Below are 16,826 nucleotides of genomic sequence, written 5' to 3' on the forward strand. Positions count from 1 at the left end.
GTCCCAAGGCAAGCCGCGCTTCTAGACCTTTGCTTTGGACGAGTCAATCGGGCAAGGCATACTCGACCAGTTCGGTGCGCTGAAGCGCCAGAAAATTGTCATCCGACACCATAGTGGCCCGCAAGCGGCCCTCGTCGTCGCGCCAGACAGACAATCCCTCGAGGTTGTCATGCGCACCAGTCCCAGTTTGGAGCAGAACCTCTTCGGCGCTTGGGGTGTCACCGTCCACCTCCCATCGCCGCAGACGCGAACGGAACCCGATCCAACCGACATCCCGTTCCAAAACGTAAAGCCTGCCATCCGGTCCGAAATCTGCAGCAACTGGCAGAAAGCCCCCCCGTTGTGGCAGAACGAAAGGCGTCGACCAAGCCTGACCGTCCCACCGATAGACAGGGATATCACCCATCGCTGTTCGGTTTTCCTCGGGCATTGTGAAAAGGTGACCGCGCTGATCAATGGCCAACGCCTCGAGCGAGCCGTTGACCTCAAAGCCGTCGAACGCCTTGGGCCGCGGCAGAACCTGCGCTTTGGTCCCTGGCGCGGGGTAATATACCACGCGGTGGATACCTTCGAACGAGACGAACAGGGCGCCATCAGGGGCAATGGCTATGCCTTCGGAATCCCCGGCCCCACCAGTGAGAGGGCGTCCTCTGCTGGAAATGAGAGGCCAATTGTCAGTGATCTGAATGTCGGAAATTTCGTCATCATTACGCTCGACCCGTGCGGCAATCAGTGTCGAACGATCGGTCATTCCAATCAAATGGCGGCCATCATCCGAGATGTGGATGGCAGAAATCCCGCCAAACCACTCAGCCGTGTGACGCCATGTAAAACTGCCAAGGTGGTTGGGTGTCTTGAGATCAACTGCCCAAGCCGCCCCGGCCAGCAATACTGCGACGATCAGTTGGATTGCAGAACTTGTGTGCATTGCTGAGGTAGATCGGCCAATCGATATTCACGCCGTTTCTTGGGCGCTGGGGCATTTGGGTCGGGTGGGGGCGGGTTAAGGATATTATTCACCCATTGCTGCGCCTCGGCACAGCCATCCCCTTTTGGCGGAGGATCCTGATTAACGCAACCTTTAGAGCCGCGCGGGCATTTCAGACGGACATGGAAATGATAATGATGTCCCCACCAGGGCCTGATCTTGCGCAAATAGGCACGATTACCCTTCTCGTTTTTGCACATTTCCGCCTTGGCACCGGGAAAGACGAAAATTCGCGCAACTCGCTTGTCCTTTGCGGCCTGGCGCAGCACGGCATGGTGTTGTTTCGTCCAGTTACCGTTGACAAACGCGCCATTCGACCGGCGCAGGGAAATCGACGAGATATTCTCACGCGCCTTGCGGCTTAAGCGCATGTTGTCGCCGGGCAGCATCCAGATATCGATGTCCAGACCCAGCTGATGGCTGCGGTGCCCGGATGTCATCGGCCCACCGCGCGGCTGGCTGATATCGCCGACATATAGCCCGTTCCATCCGGGCTGCTTTGCCGCGAACTTGCTAAGGTCCTGCACATAATCAATCGCCTCAGGATGCCCCCAATTTCGATTGCGTGACAGCCGCATCGCCTGCCATGTCGGTCCCGTTTCGGGCAATTGCACCGACCCTGCAGCGCATCCACGCGAATAACTGCCGAAGGCTGCGGATTTTTGCTGCGAACTTGCTTTCTGCGCCCCAAACAACTGCTTTGCCAGAGGCTGCGCCGTAGCAGTGTTCGTCAGAAATATCGCGGCCAGTATCGTCAAAAAACGTAATAAAATCATCTGCTCTGATCCCCTTCCGGTTTCACCCAGCGCATCAGTATTAACCCCAGAATAAACAACAGAACGATGGGTGACACCCCCAGTCTTGCACTGCCGGTTACAGTTGTGGCTATTCCGATCAGCAAGGGGGCGGCAAAGGCTGTGGCACGCCCCGACAAACCATAAAGCCCAAAGCTTTCGACCGGGGCCTTGGGGTCGGTGTGACGCACCATCATCGAACGGCTGGCGGATTGCAGAATACCGCCCATGCCGCCGATCAGAACCCCGCAGCCAAAGAACACCAGATCAGGCAGGCCGGATCCTTCGGGTAAAGACATGCCAAAGATCTGTGTGCGGTCCATCGACACGATGGTGATGCAAACAAAGATCAGCACCCAGATAGCCACCAAAATCACTGGTTTAGGGCCGTATTTCTTGTCCAGCTTACCGCCGACCCACGAAAACGCAGCCGCAGCCAGAACGCTGACGATACCAAAGACACCGATCTTGATCAGGTCCCATTCCAGCACCAGTCGCGCATAAACACCGCCAAAGGTGTAAAGCCCGTTCAACGCGTCACGATAGAACATGGATGATCCAAGGTAGGTGGCCAGGCTGACCCGGTGGCGCAGATTGGAAATCGACTTGACCAGAAGGCGCAGGGCGTCGCCCACATTGCCTTTTTTGTCGGTCGGCGCATCATCCCGGACCCAAAGGAAGTAGGGGATCATGAACAGAACGAACCAAACCGCCGTGAATGGCCCCACGAAACGTGTGCCCTGCTGCATTGAGGCATCCAGCCCAAACAGCGGATCCATCCCGATCAGGGTCTTGCCGTTGGCCTGCTCGACGAACAGCGCCAGCATGATCGCAAGTGAGATCAGCCCACCAAAATAGCCAAAGGCAAATCCTGACCCCGAAATCTCACCAACCTCATTTTCGTCCCCCAAATCGGGCAGCTGCGAATTGATGAAGATCAGAGCGTATTCCGCGCCAACAAAGCCCAAACCAAAGGCCGACAACATCAGCCACATATTCGACCCGTCGGGCATCGTGTACCAAAGCGCGGCGGACCCCACCGCATACATCATCGAAAACGCGAAAATCCATGGCATTCGGCGACCCGAAACATCCGCCATGGCCCCCATCAACGGCGCGCCAAAGGCGATGATCAGCCCAATAATGGTCATGCAATTCGCCCACACCGTCTGCGCCCGCGCATCGGCTGCGTCGGCACCCAGACCGGACGTCAGATAATACTCTGCCGCAACTCCGGCAAAGTAGGGACCAAAGACAAATGTAACCAGCAAGGTGTGATACGGTTGACTGGCCCAGTCGAAAAACCACCAACCCCAAATGCGCTTGCGCTTGGAAATTTCTGCCATGACTGCCCCTGTTTATCGTTGTCTTCATAAGACGGGGCTTTGGCCTAATTCGCAAGGGTTCTGTTAGCGCACACTTGCTCTTTGCCGCGCTAGCTACTACCTCTCGCGAAACGTGACTTGGAGTATACGAATATGATGGCAATTTTCGGCCCGATCGACTTGGTATTGAGCATCGCCTATTGGTTCGTCTTGATTCAGGTCATAATGAGCTGGCTGATCAACTTTCAGGTTCTGAACCTTCATCAACAATTCGTTGCCCAGATTTGGTACGGATTGAATCGGATCCTGGAGCCGATTTATCGCCCTATTCGCAAAGTGCTGCCCGATCTTGGCGGCATCGATCTCACGCCTTTGGTCGTGTTGATCATCATCATTTCACTGCGAAGCTACGTCCTGCCGGAACTCTTTCTGGCCCTGAGCTGAGGCTGATCCCTCTTGTTCACCGAATCTTAGTATGTGATTGTCCTGTCTTAAGAGCAGATAAACCTTAAAACAGGGCAACCCCGCACATGTTCGACGCCGCACCGATGCTGCGAGATGTCTTTGGATTCGACGACTTCCGCCCCGGGCAGGAAGAGATCGTCGATGCCGTGACAGCAGGTGAAAACGTGCTGGCGATCATGCCAACTGGTGGCGGTAAATCCCTGTGTTTCCAACTGCCTGCGTTGATGCGGGATGGCGTGACGGTGGTGATTTCCCCGCTGATCGCCCTGATGCGCGATCAGGTGCGCGGGTTGCAAGAGGCCGGCGTTGAGGCAGGTGCTCTGACCTCGGGCAACACGCCCGAAGAAACAGATGCCGTGTGGGAAGCGCTGGAGGCCGGGCGGCTCAAGCTGCTCTACATGGCCCCCGAACGTCTGGCGGCAGGGTCGGCGCTGGGGATGCTGCGCCGGATCAACGTCAGTCTGATTGCCGTGGATGAAGCCCATTGCGTCAGCCAGTGGGGCCATGATTTCCGTCCCGACTACCTGCGGATCGGTGAGCTGCGGCGCGCGTTGGGCGTTCCTTTGGCCGCCTTCACCGCCACCGCGGATGCCGAAACGCAGGACGAGATTGTCGAAAAACTGTTCGACGGCACGCCCCCCAACAAGTTTCTGCGCGGGTTCGACCGGCCCAATATCCACCTTGCCTTTGGGGCCAAGGATGGCCCCCGCAAACAGATCCTCGACTTTGCCAGTGCCCGAAAAGGGCAATCTGGCATCGTCTATTGCGGCACGCGCAACAAAACCGAGGTGCTCGCGCAAGCCTTACGCACGGAAGGTCACTCTGCCTGCCACTATCATGGCGGAATGGAGGCCGAGGATCGCCGTATCGTCGAAACCCGCTTTGCCCGCGAAGACGGGTTAATCGTGGTTGCCACCGTGGCTTTTGGCATGGGCATCGACAAACCCGACATCCGATGGGTCGCCCATGCGGACCTGCCCAAATCCATCGAAGCCTATTATCAGGAAATCGGTCGTGCGGGCCGTGACGGTGGCCCTGCCGAGACGCTGACTCTGTTCGGCCCCGACGATATTCGCCTGCGCCGCTCGCAAATCGACGAAGGGTTGGCCCCACCGGAACGCCGCATGGCCGACCATGCACGCCTGAATTCTCTATTGGGTCTGGCCGAGGCATTGGAATGCCGCCGTCAAACTTTGTTGGGCTACTTCGGTGAACAGGCAGAACCTTGCGGAAAATGCGATCTGTGTGACGCCCCACCAGAGGTGTTCGATGGCACCACGCCCGTCCGCATGGCGTTGTCCGCGATCCTGCGCACCGAGGAATGGTTCGGCGCCGGCCATCTGATCGACATCCTGCTCGGCAATGAAACCGACAAGATTCTTGCGCGACGCCATGACCAGCTATCGACCTATGGGATCGGCAAAGAGTGGTCACGCCCGCAATGGCAGGCCATCTTCCGACAGATGATGGGGTATGATCTGGTCCGCCCGGACCCCGAACGCCACGGCGCACTGCAAATGACCGAGGCTGCCAAGCCCATCCTGAAGGGTGAGGCCCGGATCAACCTGCGCAAGGACACATTGCGCAAGGCCGGACGTCGCCCGGCGGTCAAAATGATGGTGTCCGAGGAAGACGCGCCGCTGCTGTCGGCCCTGAAAGCCAAACGGCGCGCTTTGGCCGAAGCCGCGCGGGTTCCGGCCTATGTCATCTTCCCCGACCGCACGCTGATCGAAATGGCTGAGAAACGCCCCCTGTCGCTGGACGATATGGCCCGAATTGGCGGGGTCGGCGCGAAAAAGCTGGAACGTTACGGTGACACGTTTCTTGAAGTCGTCGCCGGTGAGGTTGAAGCCGTTCATCCCGCGCGCCGCAAATTGGCTGGCCGGGATCAGGGCGATATCTATGATCAACTGCTTGAAGTGCAGTCGCAGCTGTCACGCGGTCCAGACGGGATCGACAAGCCGCTAACTTGCTCGGCCTCGCAACTGGCCAAGGTCGCACAATTGCGGTCAGATGACCCGCGCGCGATCGAACATGTTCTGGGTGACCGCCGTCACGAAAGGTTTGGAGCCGCCTTTCTGGACGTGCTGCGACAGACGGACTAGATACGGCCCAGAACAGGCAAGGAAAGAGAGCGGATATGCTGGTAGTTATCTCCCCGGCCAAGCGGCTGGACTGGGCGGAACGGGATGTCGAAGTCACGCAGCCAGACTTTCAGGACGATGCCATCCGTCTGTCGAAAACCGCTCGCAATTTGACGCTGGGTGATCTGAAAAAGCTGATGGACCTGAGCGATGATCTCGCGCGCTTGAACCGCGACCGGTATCGCGCGTTCTCAGACGCGCCCGAGGCGGATGTGACACGCCCCGCCGCGCTGGCCTTTGCGGGCGACACCTATCAGGGGCTCGAAGCTGCGTCGCTGGATGCCGAGGAGATGTCCTGGGCGCAAGATCATCTTCGCATTCTGTCCGGTCTGTACGGTGTGCTGCGCCCGCTGGATTCCATTCAGGCCTATCGGCTCGAGATGGGCAGCAAGCTTAAAACCCGCCGCGGAAAGAACCTGTATGAATATTGGCGCGATCAACTGAGCAAAGCGCTCAACGCGCAAGGTTCAGAGGTTGGATCGGACGTTCTGGTCAACTGCGCCAGTCAGGAATATTTCGGCGCAGTAGACCCTAAAGCGCTGAAACTACGCGTTATCACCCCTGTTTTCATGGAAGACAAAGCAGGCACGCCTAAGATCGTGAGCTTTTTTGCCAAAAAAGCGCGCGGTGCGATGGCGCGGTATGTCATTCAGCACAGGCTGGACGACCCCAAAGGACTGCTGGACTTTGACTCAGGTGGCTATGAATACCGCCCCGATTTGTCAGAAGAAAACAAACCCGTCTTTGTGCGGCCCTATCAGGCTTGATCTAACATCGACGGGTCATAGGCGACGAGTTCAACCGTATTGCCTTCGGGGTCTTCGGTGAAGATACCGCGCCAGCCGATCCATCCGAACTGCTCGACCCGGTAGGGCTGACCGAGGTGGTCATACCACTGCATCACTGCCTCTTGTTCGTCGAATGGCAGCGACAGGGCGATGTGATGCAGGGATGACGCCCCACCCGTCACCGGTTTTTGCGATCCGGTAGGATGCAGCCCTAGTCGCGGGGCGGCGGTGTGGTGAAACAGGGCCAGGACCTGCGTATGGCCACCATATCCGGGCGCAATCTGGAAAAAGGTGATCGCGCTGTTGTGGTCACCGCTGAGACGCTTTAACCCGATCACGTTTTCATAAAACGCGACCATGGCGGCCATATCCACGCAGCGGATGGCAATTTCACCCAGCGCGCGGGGCTGAAATCCACGATCTTCAGACATGGGTTCAATCTAGTCAGCCCGGATTTCCTCTGCAACAACCGGGCAGCAATCATCCGGCCTATGGGTCAGAACCATATGGTGAATCGTCTGCTTTTGCAGCGGTTTGGTCAGGTAGTGATCCAGCCCGGCAGATAAGATTCCCTGATCGTCACCAGCCATCGCATGAGCCGTAAGGGCGACAATAGGAACATGGCGGCCAGTCTCAATCTCACGGCGCCGGATTTCGGCTGTGGCCTGTTTGCCGTCCATTTTAGGCATCGAGATATCCATAAAGATAATGTCTGGGTCAAACTCCTGATACGCCTGCACCGCTTCGATCCCGTTGCCGGCAAAGCGCAGGTCGATGTTCAGATCTTTGACCATCTTCTTAAGGATCAGTTGATTGGTCCGGTTATCTTCGGCCGCCAGAACACGCATGATACGCTGCGTTCCTTCACATGCGGGTTGGTTAGGTGCCTGATTGATCGGTGCGGTCTCCGAAAGCGACTCAACGCCCTGTGGGTGGCCAAGCGCTTTCAGGCGCGCGTATAGCTCAGCCCTGGGGATCGGCTTTTGTAGAACGCCTTCGATCAGGTGGCGCGCGGGGTGGGCGTGAATGACACCGGGATTGGCCGACATCACGACAATCGGCAGAGCGCCCCACCCCCTGTCTTTCAGCAGGACAGCCAGCTCAAGCCCGTCCATGTCGGGCAGGTCATGATCGCACAGCAGAAGGTCCACACTGTCGTCCAGCGCCGTCAGCGCCTCACGGCCCGAGGTGCAAACGGTGACCTGAACCCCCAGCCGACCCAGCTGTTTGGACAGGATCGCGCAGTTGGCGGCCAGATCCTCGACGATCATCACGTGGCGCAGGCGCCCGTCAAGATCGGGCGGGGCGGGTTGCGGGCCTTCAGCGGTCGGCAGTGAGACCCGAAAGCCAAAGCAGGACCCCTGCCCCGGCTCGCTATCCACCCAGATCGACCCGCCCATCAATGTTATCAGCCGTTTCGTTATTGCCAGTCCCAGACCGGTTCCTTCAAAGGCCCGGTTCCGTTCGTCTTCGACCTGATTGAATTCGCCAAAAATGTGCCCGATCTTGTCTTCGTCGATGCCGATGCCGGTATCTTCGATCGCGACATGCACATCGCAGCATTGGGCATCCGGGTTCGGCACGCCGGTGACACGGATCAGGACATGGCCCTCGGACGTGAACTTGACCGCATTGCCGACAAGATTGGTCAAAACCTGCCGCACCCGTCCTGGATCGCCGACAAACAAGGTAGGCAGGAACAGATCGTAATCCACCAGCAGCGACAGCCCCTTGTCCCGTACACTGGGTTGCAGCAGCATCGCGACCTCAAGAATGCAGCGTTCAAAGTCGAATTGCTCCGGATGAAGGGTCAGCTTGTCCGCCTCGATCTTGGAATAGTCCAGGACGTCGTTGATAATCACCAAAAGCGCCTCGCCCGAGTTGCGGATGGTGTTCAAATACAGCCGTTGTTCTTCATCCAAAGGTGTTTCGGTCAGCAATTCCGTCATGCCCACGATGCCGTTCATCGGGGTTCGGATTTCATGGCTCATATTGGCCAGAAAGGCCGATTTGGCACGGTTTGCCGCTTCGGCCCGTTCGCGGGCAGCGGTCAACTCGGCCTCGTGGCGCACAGATGCGGTGATGTTCAGGGCCAGGCTGACCACATCGCCATCATGACCACGCTGGTCGATCAGCTTGATATAGTGGCCGTTCCACAGCCGGATAACTTCGGGCGCAGGGTGCGGCATCGCCCATCTCTGCAGCATTCTATCGCGCCAGCCGGGCGTCGGCTCGGACCCAAGATCAATCAGCCCCTCGGTCGTCAGAATCTCAAGAATCCTCGGATAGGTCACACCCGGCGCAACCTCTTCCAACCCGTCAAAGACGCTTAAGTAAGCAGCGTTTGCCCCGATCAGGCGACTTTCCTCGTCAAAGAACGCGAATCCATCCTGAATAGTTTGGATTGAATGCCACAGGCGGCGCTCGGCCACCTCGATCTTGGCGTTGGCGACCGTCAGATCGGATTTGACCTTTTCATTCTCGCCCCGGACCGTTTCAACTTCGGCCTGGGTTTCACCAATCCGCTTGGTCAATGCCATCGCATGTAGGCCCAGTTTGCGATTCGCCGCCGACAGCTCTGCCTGTTTCATTTGCAACAACCGCTCGGCCGCCAACCGTGCGCGCCGTTCTTGTGACAGTTTTTCTGCAAGACTCATCTATGGTGTTTCCGGGACAATCTGCGTCCAGCATCCGGGCAGAGAGTGAAGAACTGTTTAAGCCGTTGCCCAATGATCGAACCTCGTGCCACTCTTGCCAAAACGGAGGTGTGATATGCGGGGTTTCTTCGGCGCTTTGTTGGCCTGTGGCGTGTTTGCCCATCCTGTGGCGGCAGGCTGCGCAACGGATGGTCAGATCGATCGGTTCGTCGCGGATTACCTCTCTGCTACGCCTACATCTGCCCTTTCGCCTGATGGCACAATGAAAGATGCACTGTGTACGCAAGCGCGAATAGTGTCCGCATTAGAGCCACATTTAGGGCCGATCATCGGCTACAAGGCCGGTTTGACCAGCGCGCCTGCACAAGAGAGATTTGGCGCTTCTGAACCGGTTCAGGGCGTATTGTTCCGCGACATGATGCTGGATGACGGCGCGACCGTTCCATCAGACTGGGGCGCGCGACCAGTGTTTGAGGCCGATCTGGTGCTGGTTGTGGGGACAGCGGATATCAATCAGGCCACGTCGCCAGAGGAGGTGCTGCAAGGCATCTCAGCCATCCGCCCGTTTATCGAGCTACCGGACCTGACCTTTGCCGAAGGTGAACCAATCACCCCCGTCACGCTGACAGCAATTGGCGTTGCTCCGAAACTGGGCGTTTTAGGTGCAGAAATCCCTGTGTCCGATCCGGCAGCTATGGTGCAGGCCTTGGCTGATATGACTGTCACCCTCCGCGCCGCAGATGACGAGATTCTGGCGCAAGTACCGGGCACAGCGGTCCTGGGGCATCCGGCCAATGCCGCCCTTTGGTTAATGTCCAAAGGGATCGAATTTCAACCGGGGGACCTGATTTCCGTCGGATCATTCGGGCCGTTATTCCCGCCTGCAAAGGGTAAAGGCGGGGCATCAGTGTCTTACAACGGCTTGCCCGACAATCCCACAGTCAGTGTGGTGTTTAACTGACCTGTCACCGCCCCTCGCGCAGCCAGCCCGCCAGAAGGAACCCGCCCGCCAGCAGCAATACAAGCCAAGGTGGCAATAGCCCGGCCTGCGTCACGTCACGTGTTTCATAGGCGTTGCGCGGGGTCAGACCGATCCATCCGCGCCCTGATGCGGGACGCCCGGCACGTACGTTGCGGATCGACGGCAAACCCTCCTCCAAACGTACCGTACCGCCGCGCAATTCTGCCGTCACAGGTTCCAGTACCTCGGCCGTTGCGATCGTGCGTTCGAATTCCTTGGGGGCAGCAGGGCCAAGCCCGATGACGGTGGATTGTTCCCCTTCCTGCAGGCGGTAGAGGCCAATTTCCGGCCCGAAATACTGTGCTTCGAACCGCCCTGGAGAGACCTCATCGAGGGTAATCTCGACCGTTTCGCCGTTCGGACGAGTTACGGTTACCGGCCCGACCTCATCCCCCAGCGTCTGACGGATGATGCGCATAACCTGACCATTGGCCTCAGCCCATAGCGCCTCTTCCTCAAGCTCGGGCTCTTTCATCATCCAATGCGCCAACCGGCGCAGCAATTCCAGCTGCGGTCCGCCGCCTTCGAATCCCCGGCTCCACAACCAGGCATGGTCCGAGGCCAGCAGCGCCACGCGTCCTTCGCCAACACGGTTGAGCACCAACAGGGGCCGGTCATCCACGCCCGTCATCAACACCTCACCCGTGCGGTGATTGACGTCGATCTGGCGCAGCCAAGCACCCCAGTTATCCGAGTCGCCCAGGTCAGTCGTGACCGGATGGCGATGCCCCAAATCGGTGACCATCGGCACATAGCGTTCCTCGATCACCCGCGCGGTGGGTTGCGCAGGCAGGATTGGTGCCAAAGGCGAGCGGAAGATACTGTCGGCGCTGGCAAAATCCGGTCCGGCAGCAACAAGAACGGCACCGCCTTCGTTGATATAGTTGGTGACATTGTCCAGATAGATCGCCGGTAGGATGCCGCGCCGCTTGTAGCGGTCAAAGATGATCAGATCGAAATCGTTGATCTTTTCCAGAAACAGCTCGCGCGTCGGGAAGGCGATCAGCGAAAGTTCATCCACCGGTACCCCGTCCTGCTTTTCGGGGGGGCGCAGAATGGTGAAATGTACCAGATCGACCGAGCTGTCAGATTTCAGCAGGTTGCGCCATGTCCGCCCGCCCGGATGCGGCTCACCCGAAACCAGCAACACGCGCAGCCGGTCACGGACCCCGTTCATCTGGATCAGCGCGGTGTTGTTGCGATCGGTCAGTTCGCCATCAGCCTCTGGCACGGTGAACTGAATCACATTGCGCCCGCCATGGGGCAGCGTGATCGGCAGCTCTACATCAACGCCAATGGGAATCGTGAATTGTTCGGCTTCGGCCCCGTCGACCGAGATTTCGAGCGGCGCGGTCGAGGCCCCAGTGGGCGCTGCTCCGCTATCCTCAACTCTTAGGGTCAAGGTGACGGGTTCATCAATAATGGCAAAGGCAGGTGCATTGCGAACGATCAGGCGACGATCCCAATCCGTAGCGCGCCCAGTCTGCAAAAGGTGCATGGGCGCGGGCAGGTCGGGGGCCTGATCGGCATCATGCACGATGCCGTCCGACACCACCAAAATGCCCGCGATCCGGGCTCGAGGCTCTTCGGCCAACGCTTCGTTCAGCGCCGCCATGACTTGAGTGCCTTCGTCCCCGTCTCCGTCACCTACGCGAATGCGGCGCAGTTCCGTATTGTCACGGGATTCAATCTCGGCCGCTAATTCCTTTGTGGCCTGCGCGGTCTGATCCGCCCGGTCCGAAAGGGTCTGACTGGCGCTCTCATCCTCGATCATCAGAACGATATCGGTCAGCGGCGCGCGATCTTCGATCTGATAGACCGGACCTGACAGCGCAGCGATCACAACCAGCGCCGCCAATCCCCGCAAAGCCCAACCAGACAGACCACGCCACAGTGCCAGAACAACCCCAGCGACGGCAATCGCAACCACGATGGCCAGAACGGGCCAGGGGATAAGCGGATCGAAGATGACGGTTCCTGTCATTGTCCCAACCTGTCCAGCAAGGCAGGCACATGCACCTGATCTGATTTATAGTTCCCGGTCAGCACATGCATCACCAGATTGACACCAAAGCGGTTTGCCAGTTCGCGCTGCCGCTCACCCGCATAGCCGCGGCCAACCGGCAGCAGTGCCTGACCGTTGCGATCAATGGCCCAGGCCGCACCCCAGTCATTGCCGCCAATCACCACCGGCGTCACGTTGTCATTGAGGTTGCGGAACGGCATGCCTTCGATCTGCTCGGCATCCATGGGTGCGGCCTCGACCCAAACTTCGGTTCCCGCGTAGCGACCCGGGAAATCCTGTAAAAGGTAGAAGGCACGGGTCAGGACATGGTCACGCGGAACAGGCTCTAACGAAGGAATATTCAGCGGGGCCGCGATCTGTTGCAGCTTGCGCCCATTCGGGCTGGAGGCCCCGAAGCGGGCTACATCCGCGTCTCGCGTGTCGAACAGAATCATTCCGCCCGAACGCAGGTAAGCGTTGAGCTTGGTATAAGCCTCAGCCGACGGTTGCGGCTGGTCAGGTGAGATCGGCCAATAAAGCAACGGGAAAAACGCCAACTCGTCCCGTTCCAGATCCACGCCAATGGGTTCAGCAGGTTCTACCGACGTACGGAAAAACAACGTCTGAGCCAATCCCCGCATTCCTGCAGCCGCAATATCGTCAACCTGTTGATCACTCGTCAGAACATGCGCCAGAACCAGTTCCTGTGTGGCGCTCAACGCGAAATCTGTACCTTCGGGCGTTTGCGCCTGTACTTCGGGCACCAGCAAAATCGCCCCCAGTGCGACAGCCGCCGCCCTGGCAAGACCCAGGCGACCAGACAACGCCAGCGAGGCGATGACGTCGATCGTCAGTAACAACAATGCAAGGCTCAGCAGGATACCCCCAATGGGTGTTTCGGTGCTGACCTCCTGGCCCTTTATCGGAACATCCGACGGCCAGACAACTGGGCTGAGAACCGTTTCATCGGTCAGAACATTGCGTGCCAATTTCTGTTTGCCGCTTTCGTAAAGGCCGGGTCGCAGATCGGGACCGATCTGACCGGTCACAAGTTCAACACCATCGACGCCCGGTAGATTTCCGGCATCAAACAGAACACCAAAGCCATCCATAACTTGGATCGGTTCCCACGTGGTGCCTTGCAACTGTGACTCCTGCCGTGATTTCGCCGCTGACGAAACCGCCAGCCGGTCCAGCATTTCAACAAAAAGCCCAGACAAGGGAAGGCTGGACCATTCCGCATCCGCCGTGACATGGAACAGTACCACCTGCCCCAAACCCAACGCTTTGCGGGTCACCAACGGCGTACCATCCGAAAGTGAGGCAATCACCCGGTCCGCCAAATTAGGGTCTGGTTGCGCCATGACTTGCGTGGTCACTGTGACATCTTCTGGCACCTGAAGTCCGTAGAAGGGCGAGTTCTCCGGGAAAGGTGCCAGCCCTTTGGCTTCGCCCCAGCTCATCGCGCCTCCGACCGAGCGTCCACCGCTGCGCAGACGCACCGGCAACAGGGTGTCCTCGGCATCCCGGCCAAGATCGCTGGCCGCCATCCGCGGACCGGCAAAGCGCAGCAGCAAACCGCCCTGTTCCACCCATTCGACCAGCGCCGCTTGTTCGGACCCGGCCAGTTTCGCAACATCGGCCAGCACGATCACATCGGGATTGGCGGGCAGGACTTCCAGCAATCCGCCATCGACAAAGTCCGCCGTAGGGGTCAGAACTTGAGTCAGGTAATGCAACGGCGACAACAGCTCTAACCCTTCGCGGTTCAGCGATCCGGCAATCAGGGCGACTTCGCGCCGCCGCAAGCTATCATCGGTCAGCGTGACGGCCCCTGCCGAACGCTCACCCTGAATCTCGAACCGGGTGATGCGCGCGCGCAGTTCGGAAGGCAGCGACAGTTCTACCTGCGTCTGTGTCTCACCGCTGGCAAACTCCATCTCGGCCGATTGCAGAACACGCATTGCACCGGCGGGGTCACGCCCCTGAGCCAGAATCGTGATGCGATCTGCAGGACCGGGTTCCGCCCGTTGCGCGGACAATTGAATAACCCCGTCCTGATATGTAGCAGGCAGAATCGCAACCGCAGGCGACGGGGCCTGATAGACTGTCACATCACCGCGCGCGCGCAGGGCAGCCAAAATCGCCTCGTGCCCCTCGTAGGTCAGGCGGTCGCTGAACCAATGGGTGTCAAACCCTCCGTCCACCTGATCCATGGCAGCCAGCGCCATTTCGACTTGCGCCCGGGTCGGTTGCCACGGTGTCGGGGTCAGCCCGGGTAAACGGCCGCGCCATGCTTCGGCGGCTTGGAAAACGGGGGCTTCAGGTTCGGTCAGGCGCAGGATGGCCACGGTACGACCCGCGCGCCCAGCTTCGGTCAGTTGCGCATCAATCTGATCCAGCGTCGCAGACCAGCGGGTGGCACCCGCCCAGCTGGCATCCAGCACCAGCAGCAACGGGCCCGACCCCGCCTGATCGCGCGAGGGGTTCAGGACCGGTCCGGCCAATCCAATGATAATCGCCGCGGCCGCCAGCATGCGCAGCAACAGCAGCCACCATGGGGTGCGGTCAGAAACGCTTTCGTCATCCCTTAGCCCCAGCAGTAGCGTCACGGCCGGGAACAACCGACGGATCGGCGCGGGTGGCACGGCACGCAAGATCAGCCACAGGATCGGCAGGGTCAAAAGACCCATCAACACCCACGGTGCGGTAAAGCCAATGCCCGCCAGAATCGTCATCCCGTACCCCCATCCAGCGCACGATAGAGCCACAACAGAGCCGCTTGCGCACTGTCATCGGTGTGATGCAGCCCCAGTTGCCATCCCGTCGCGCGGCACAGCCGGGTCAGTGCGTCCTTACGCTTGGCAAGCCGTTCCAGATACCGCTCACGCAGATCTCCGGCCTTTAGGGTTTCATGGCGAACGGAACCGCCGACGCTTTCAAAGATCGTACGACCCCGGTAGGGAAAGGTCTCTTCTCCGGGATCGAGAACCTGCAGCACCAGGCCTCGCACCCCACGGTCGGCGGCTTTGGTGAGGGCCAGCTCAACCTCATCCAGCGGACCAAGGAAATCGGAAATGAAAACGGCGCGGGCATGCGGGATCATGGCGCGGTGTTCGGGTGGCGCATAGTCGGACTCAGCATCCTCGGACCATGCTTCTGCCAGTCGGATGACCTGCGCGTTGCCGCGCCGTGGCGGCAGGGTCGTGCCGGTCAAGCCGACGCGCTCACCCCCGCGCACCAGCAGGATCGCGGTTGCCAACCCCAGCAGACGAGCGCGGTCGGCCTTGGTGGGCAGGTTCTTGTCGGACGCAAACCGCATCGACGCGCCCTGATCGACCCACAGCATTACCGATTGCGCAATTTGCCACTCACGTTCGCGCACAAATTGCTGATCCCCCCTGGCAGAGCGCCGATGGTCGATCATCCGGCGGCTGTCGCCGATCTGAGCAGGGCGATATTGCCAGAAGTCATCACCAAGCCCCGCGCGGCGGCGGCCGTGGTCGCCCAGCAGAACGGTTCCGGCCAATTGCTCAGCCCGTGCCAACAACGGCGGCAGCCGGGACGCCTCGGCTTCAGATCTTTCTCGAAGGGTTAGCGCCGCATTCACGCCGCAGCCTCGGTGCGGACAAGACCAGCGGCAGTAGAGTCGATCAGGTCAGCCAAACTGTCACCGCGGGCCCGCGCCGCAAAGTTCAACGCCATCCGGTGGCTGAGCACCGGACGCGCCATGTCCAGCACATCCTCGGAATTTGGGGCCAAACGCCCCTGCAGCATCGCCCGGGCGCGCACCGTCATCATGAGTGCCTGCGCCGCACGGGGACCGGGGCCCCAGGCGACGGTTTCAGCCACCCGTTCGGAAACACCCGCCTCTTCGGGGCGGAAGGCGCGGACAAGATCGAGGATCAGTTCCACAACAGAGTCCCCGACCGGCATACGGCGCAACAGGGTCTGAGCGGCCAACAGCTCTTCCTTGCTGAAAATCCCGTGCGCTTCGTCCTCTTCCACGCCAGTCGTGGCCAGAAGAATATCGCGCTCGGTCTGGCGATCGGGATAATCCACGTCTATCCGCACCAAAAAGCGGTCCAGCTGCGCCTCGGGCAGTGGATAAGTACCCTCTTGCTCGATCGGGTTTTGCGTCGCCAATACGTGGAATGGTTCACCCAGATCGCGGTCTTCGCCAGCCACAGTCACAGTGCGTTCCTGCATCGCCTGCAAAAGCGCTGACTGAGTCCGGGGGCTGGCGCGGTTGATTTCGTCCGCCATCAGCAGCTGACAGAAGATCGGACCGGAAATAAAGCGAAAGTGGCGGCTGCCATCCTCGGCTGTGTCCAGAACCTCGGACCCCAGAATATCGGCGGGCATCAGGTCGGGTGTGAACTGGATGCGGTTGCCGTCCAGACCCATCACGGTCGACAGCGTTTCAACCAGCCGCGTCTTGCCAAGCCCAGGCAGGCCGATCAGCAGGGCGTGGCCACCGCACAACAGGGCGGTCAGCGTCAGGTCCACGACCCTTTCCTGTCCGATAAAGCGACGGGTGATCGAGGCCTTGGCCTCTTGCAGTTTGATTTCCAGCGCTTCGATCTCGGACACGAGGTCGGCAGGTTCGGTCATGACTTTCCCTTCCGTGGACTATTAT

The 16,826-nt window shown here is 59.4% G+C and carries 13 protein-coding genes; 4 read left to right on the top strand and 9 right to left on the bottom strand.

What is annotated here, in order from left to right:
• Positions 1–43: 43 nt before the first annotated feature.
• From AC2FLA_RS05760 to AC2FLA_RS05770, 3 genes are read right to left on the bottom strand one after another with little or no spacing between them, the layout of a single operon-like run.
• Positions 44–928, bottom strand: coding sequence for an esterase-like activity of phytase family protein (locus tag AC2FLA_RS05760; RefSeq protein WP_496721188.1), 885 nt, complete (start codon positions 926–928; stop codon positions 44–46).
• Positions 901–1,764, bottom strand: a complete 864-nt coding sequence (gene mepA, locus AC2FLA_RS05765) for a penicillin-insensitive murein endopeptidase (RefSeq protein ID WP_496721190.1) — start codon at positions 1,762–1,764, stop codon at positions 901–903. The genes AC2FLA_RS05760 and mepA overlap by 28 nt, the downstream gene beginning before the upstream one ends.
• On the bottom strand, positions 1,761–3,128 hold the full coding sequence (locus tag AC2FLA_RS05770; protein WP_496721192.1) for an MFS transporter: 1,368 nt from the start codon (positions 3,126–3,128) through the stop codon (positions 1,761–1,763). Before AC2FLA_RS05770 ends, mepA begins: the two co-directional genes overlap by 4 nt.
• Before the next feature lie 132 nt (positions 3,129–3,260).
• Here AC2FLA_RS05770 and AC2FLA_RS05775 point away from each other — a divergent pair, with 132 nt between their 5' ends.
• The 3 genes from AC2FLA_RS05775 (at position 3,261) to yaaA (ending at position 6,483) form a co-directional block, all read left to right on the top strand.
• Positions 3,261–3,551, top strand: a complete 291-nt coding sequence (locus AC2FLA_RS05775; protein WP_108860000.1) for a YggT family protein — start codon at positions 3,261–3,263, stop codon at positions 3,549–3,551.
• 86 nt (positions 3,552–3,637) lie between these two features.
• The gene (recQ, locus tag AC2FLA_RS05780; RefSeq protein ID WP_496721194.1) at positions 3,638–5,677 is read left to right on the top strand and encodes a DNA helicase RecQ; all 2,040 of its coding nucleotides are present in this window, start codon (positions 3,638–3,640) and stop codon (positions 5,675–5,677) included.
• Positions 5,678–5,712: 35 nt separating this feature from the next.
• Entirely contained in the window at positions 5,713–6,483 is a 771-nt protein-coding gene (gene yaaA / locus AC2FLA_RS05785; protein ID WP_496721196.1) for a peroxide stress protein YaaA, read from the top strand.
• Here yaaA and AC2FLA_RS05790 read toward each other — a convergent pair.
• Positions 6,474–6,935 carry a VOC family protein gene (locus AC2FLA_RS05790; protein WP_496721198.1) on the bottom strand — a complete coding sequence of 154 codons (462 nt, stop codon included), beginning with the start codon at positions 6,933–6,935 and terminating at the stop codon, positions 6,474–6,476. The two genes, yaaA and AC2FLA_RS05790, sit on opposite strands and share 10 nt — an antisense overlap.
• 9 nt (positions 6,936–6,944) lie before the next feature.
• Entirely contained in the window at positions 6,945–9,161 is a 2,217-nt protein-coding gene (locus AC2FLA_RS05795) for a response regulator (protein ID WP_496721199.1), read from the bottom strand.
• Between the two features lie 115 nt (positions 9,162–9,276).
• Between AC2FLA_RS05795 and AC2FLA_RS05800 the strand changes: the two genes are divergently transcribed.
• Positions 9,277–10,122, top strand: a complete 846-nt coding sequence (locus tag AC2FLA_RS05800) for a 2-keto-4-pentenoate hydratase (RefSeq protein ID WP_496721201.1) — start codon at positions 9,277–9,279, stop codon at positions 10,120–10,122.
• A 4-nt stretch (positions 10,123–10,126) separates the two neighbouring features.
• On the opposite strand, the gene AC2FLA_RS05805 is transcribed toward AC2FLA_RS05800, so the two are convergent.
• Genes AC2FLA_RS05805 through AC2FLA_RS05820 form a run of 4 tightly spaced genes read right to left on the bottom strand, consistent with a single transcriptional unit; the run spans position 10,127 to position 16,801 of the window.
• Positions 10,127–12,166: a hypothetical protein gene (locus tag AC2FLA_RS05805; RefSeq protein ID WP_496721202.1), complete on the bottom strand. Its 2,040-nt coding sequence runs from the start codon at positions 12,164–12,166 to the stop codon at positions 10,127–10,129.
• Positions 12,163–14,925, bottom strand: coding sequence for a DUF4159 domain-containing protein (locus AC2FLA_RS05810; RefSeq protein WP_496721204.1), 2,763 nt, complete (start codon positions 14,923–14,925; stop codon positions 12,163–12,165). Before AC2FLA_RS05810 ends, AC2FLA_RS05805 begins: the two co-directional genes overlap by 4 nt.
• Complete coding sequence (locus AC2FLA_RS05815; protein ID WP_282119649.1) at positions 14,922–15,797, bottom strand: DUF58 domain-containing protein; 876 nt, start codon at positions 15,795–15,797, stop codon at positions 14,922–14,924. Before AC2FLA_RS05815 ends, AC2FLA_RS05810 begins: the two co-directional genes overlap by 4 nt.
• On the bottom strand, positions 15,794–16,801 hold the full coding sequence (locus AC2FLA_RS05820) for an AAA family ATPase (RefSeq protein ID WP_496721206.1): 1,008 nt from the start codon (positions 16,799–16,801) through the stop codon (positions 15,794–15,796). Before AC2FLA_RS05820 ends, AC2FLA_RS05815 begins: the two co-directional genes overlap by 4 nt.
• Between the last annotated feature and the right edge of the window lie 25 nt (positions 16,802–16,826).

It is taken from the genome of Ruegeria sp. CDSA033 (assembly GCF_059612305.1).

What these genes read in the sequence shown, in the direction of transcription:
- AC2FLA_RS05760 (WP_496721188.1), bottom strand. Translation starts at nt 928, where the DNA reads ATGCACACAAGTTCTGCAATCCAACTGATCGTCGCAGTATTGCTGGCC.
- mepA (WP_496721190.1), bottom strand. Translation starts at nt 1,764, where the DNA reads ATGATTTTATTACGTTTTTTGACGATACTGGCCGCGATATTTCTGACG.
- AC2FLA_RS05770 (WP_496721192.1), bottom strand. Translation starts at nt 3,128, where the DNA reads ATGGCAGAAATTTCCAAGCGCAAGCGCATTTGGGGTTGGTGGTTTTTC.
- AC2FLA_RS05775 (WP_108860000.1), top strand. Translation starts at nt 3,261, where the DNA reads ATGATGGCAATTTTCGGCCCGATCGACTTGGTATTGAGCATCGCCTAT.
- recQ (WP_496721194.1), top strand. Translation starts at nt 3,638, where the DNA reads ATGTTCGACGCCGCACCGATGCTGCGAGATGTCTTTGGATTCGACGAC.
- yaaA (WP_496721196.1), top strand. Translation starts at nt 5,713, where the DNA reads ATGCTGGTAGTTATCTCCCCGGCCAAGCGGCTGGACTGGGCGGAACGG.
- AC2FLA_RS05790 (WP_496721198.1), bottom strand. Translation starts at nt 6,935, where the DNA reads ATGTCTGAAGATCGTGGATTTCAGCCCCGCGCGCTGGGTGAAATTGCC.
- AC2FLA_RS05795 (WP_496721199.1), bottom strand. Translation starts at nt 9,161, where the DNA reads ATGAGTCTTGCAGAAAAACTGTCACAAGAACGGCGCGCACGGTTGGCG.
- AC2FLA_RS05800 (WP_496721201.1), top strand. Translation starts at nt 9,277, where the DNA reads ATGCGGGGTTTCTTCGGCGCTTTGTTGGCCTGTGGCGTGTTTGCCCAT.
- AC2FLA_RS05805 (WP_496721202.1), bottom strand. Translation starts at nt 12,166, where the DNA reads ATGACAGGAACCGTCATCTTCGATCCGCTTATCCCCTGGCCCGTTCTG.
- AC2FLA_RS05810 (WP_496721204.1), bottom strand. Translation starts at nt 14,925, where the DNA reads ATGACGATTCTGGCGGGCATTGGCTTTACCGCACCGTGGGTGTTGATG.
- AC2FLA_RS05820 (WP_496721206.1), bottom strand. Translation starts at nt 16,801, where the DNA reads ATGACCGAACCTGCCGACCTCGTGTCCGAGATCGAAGCGCTGGAAATC.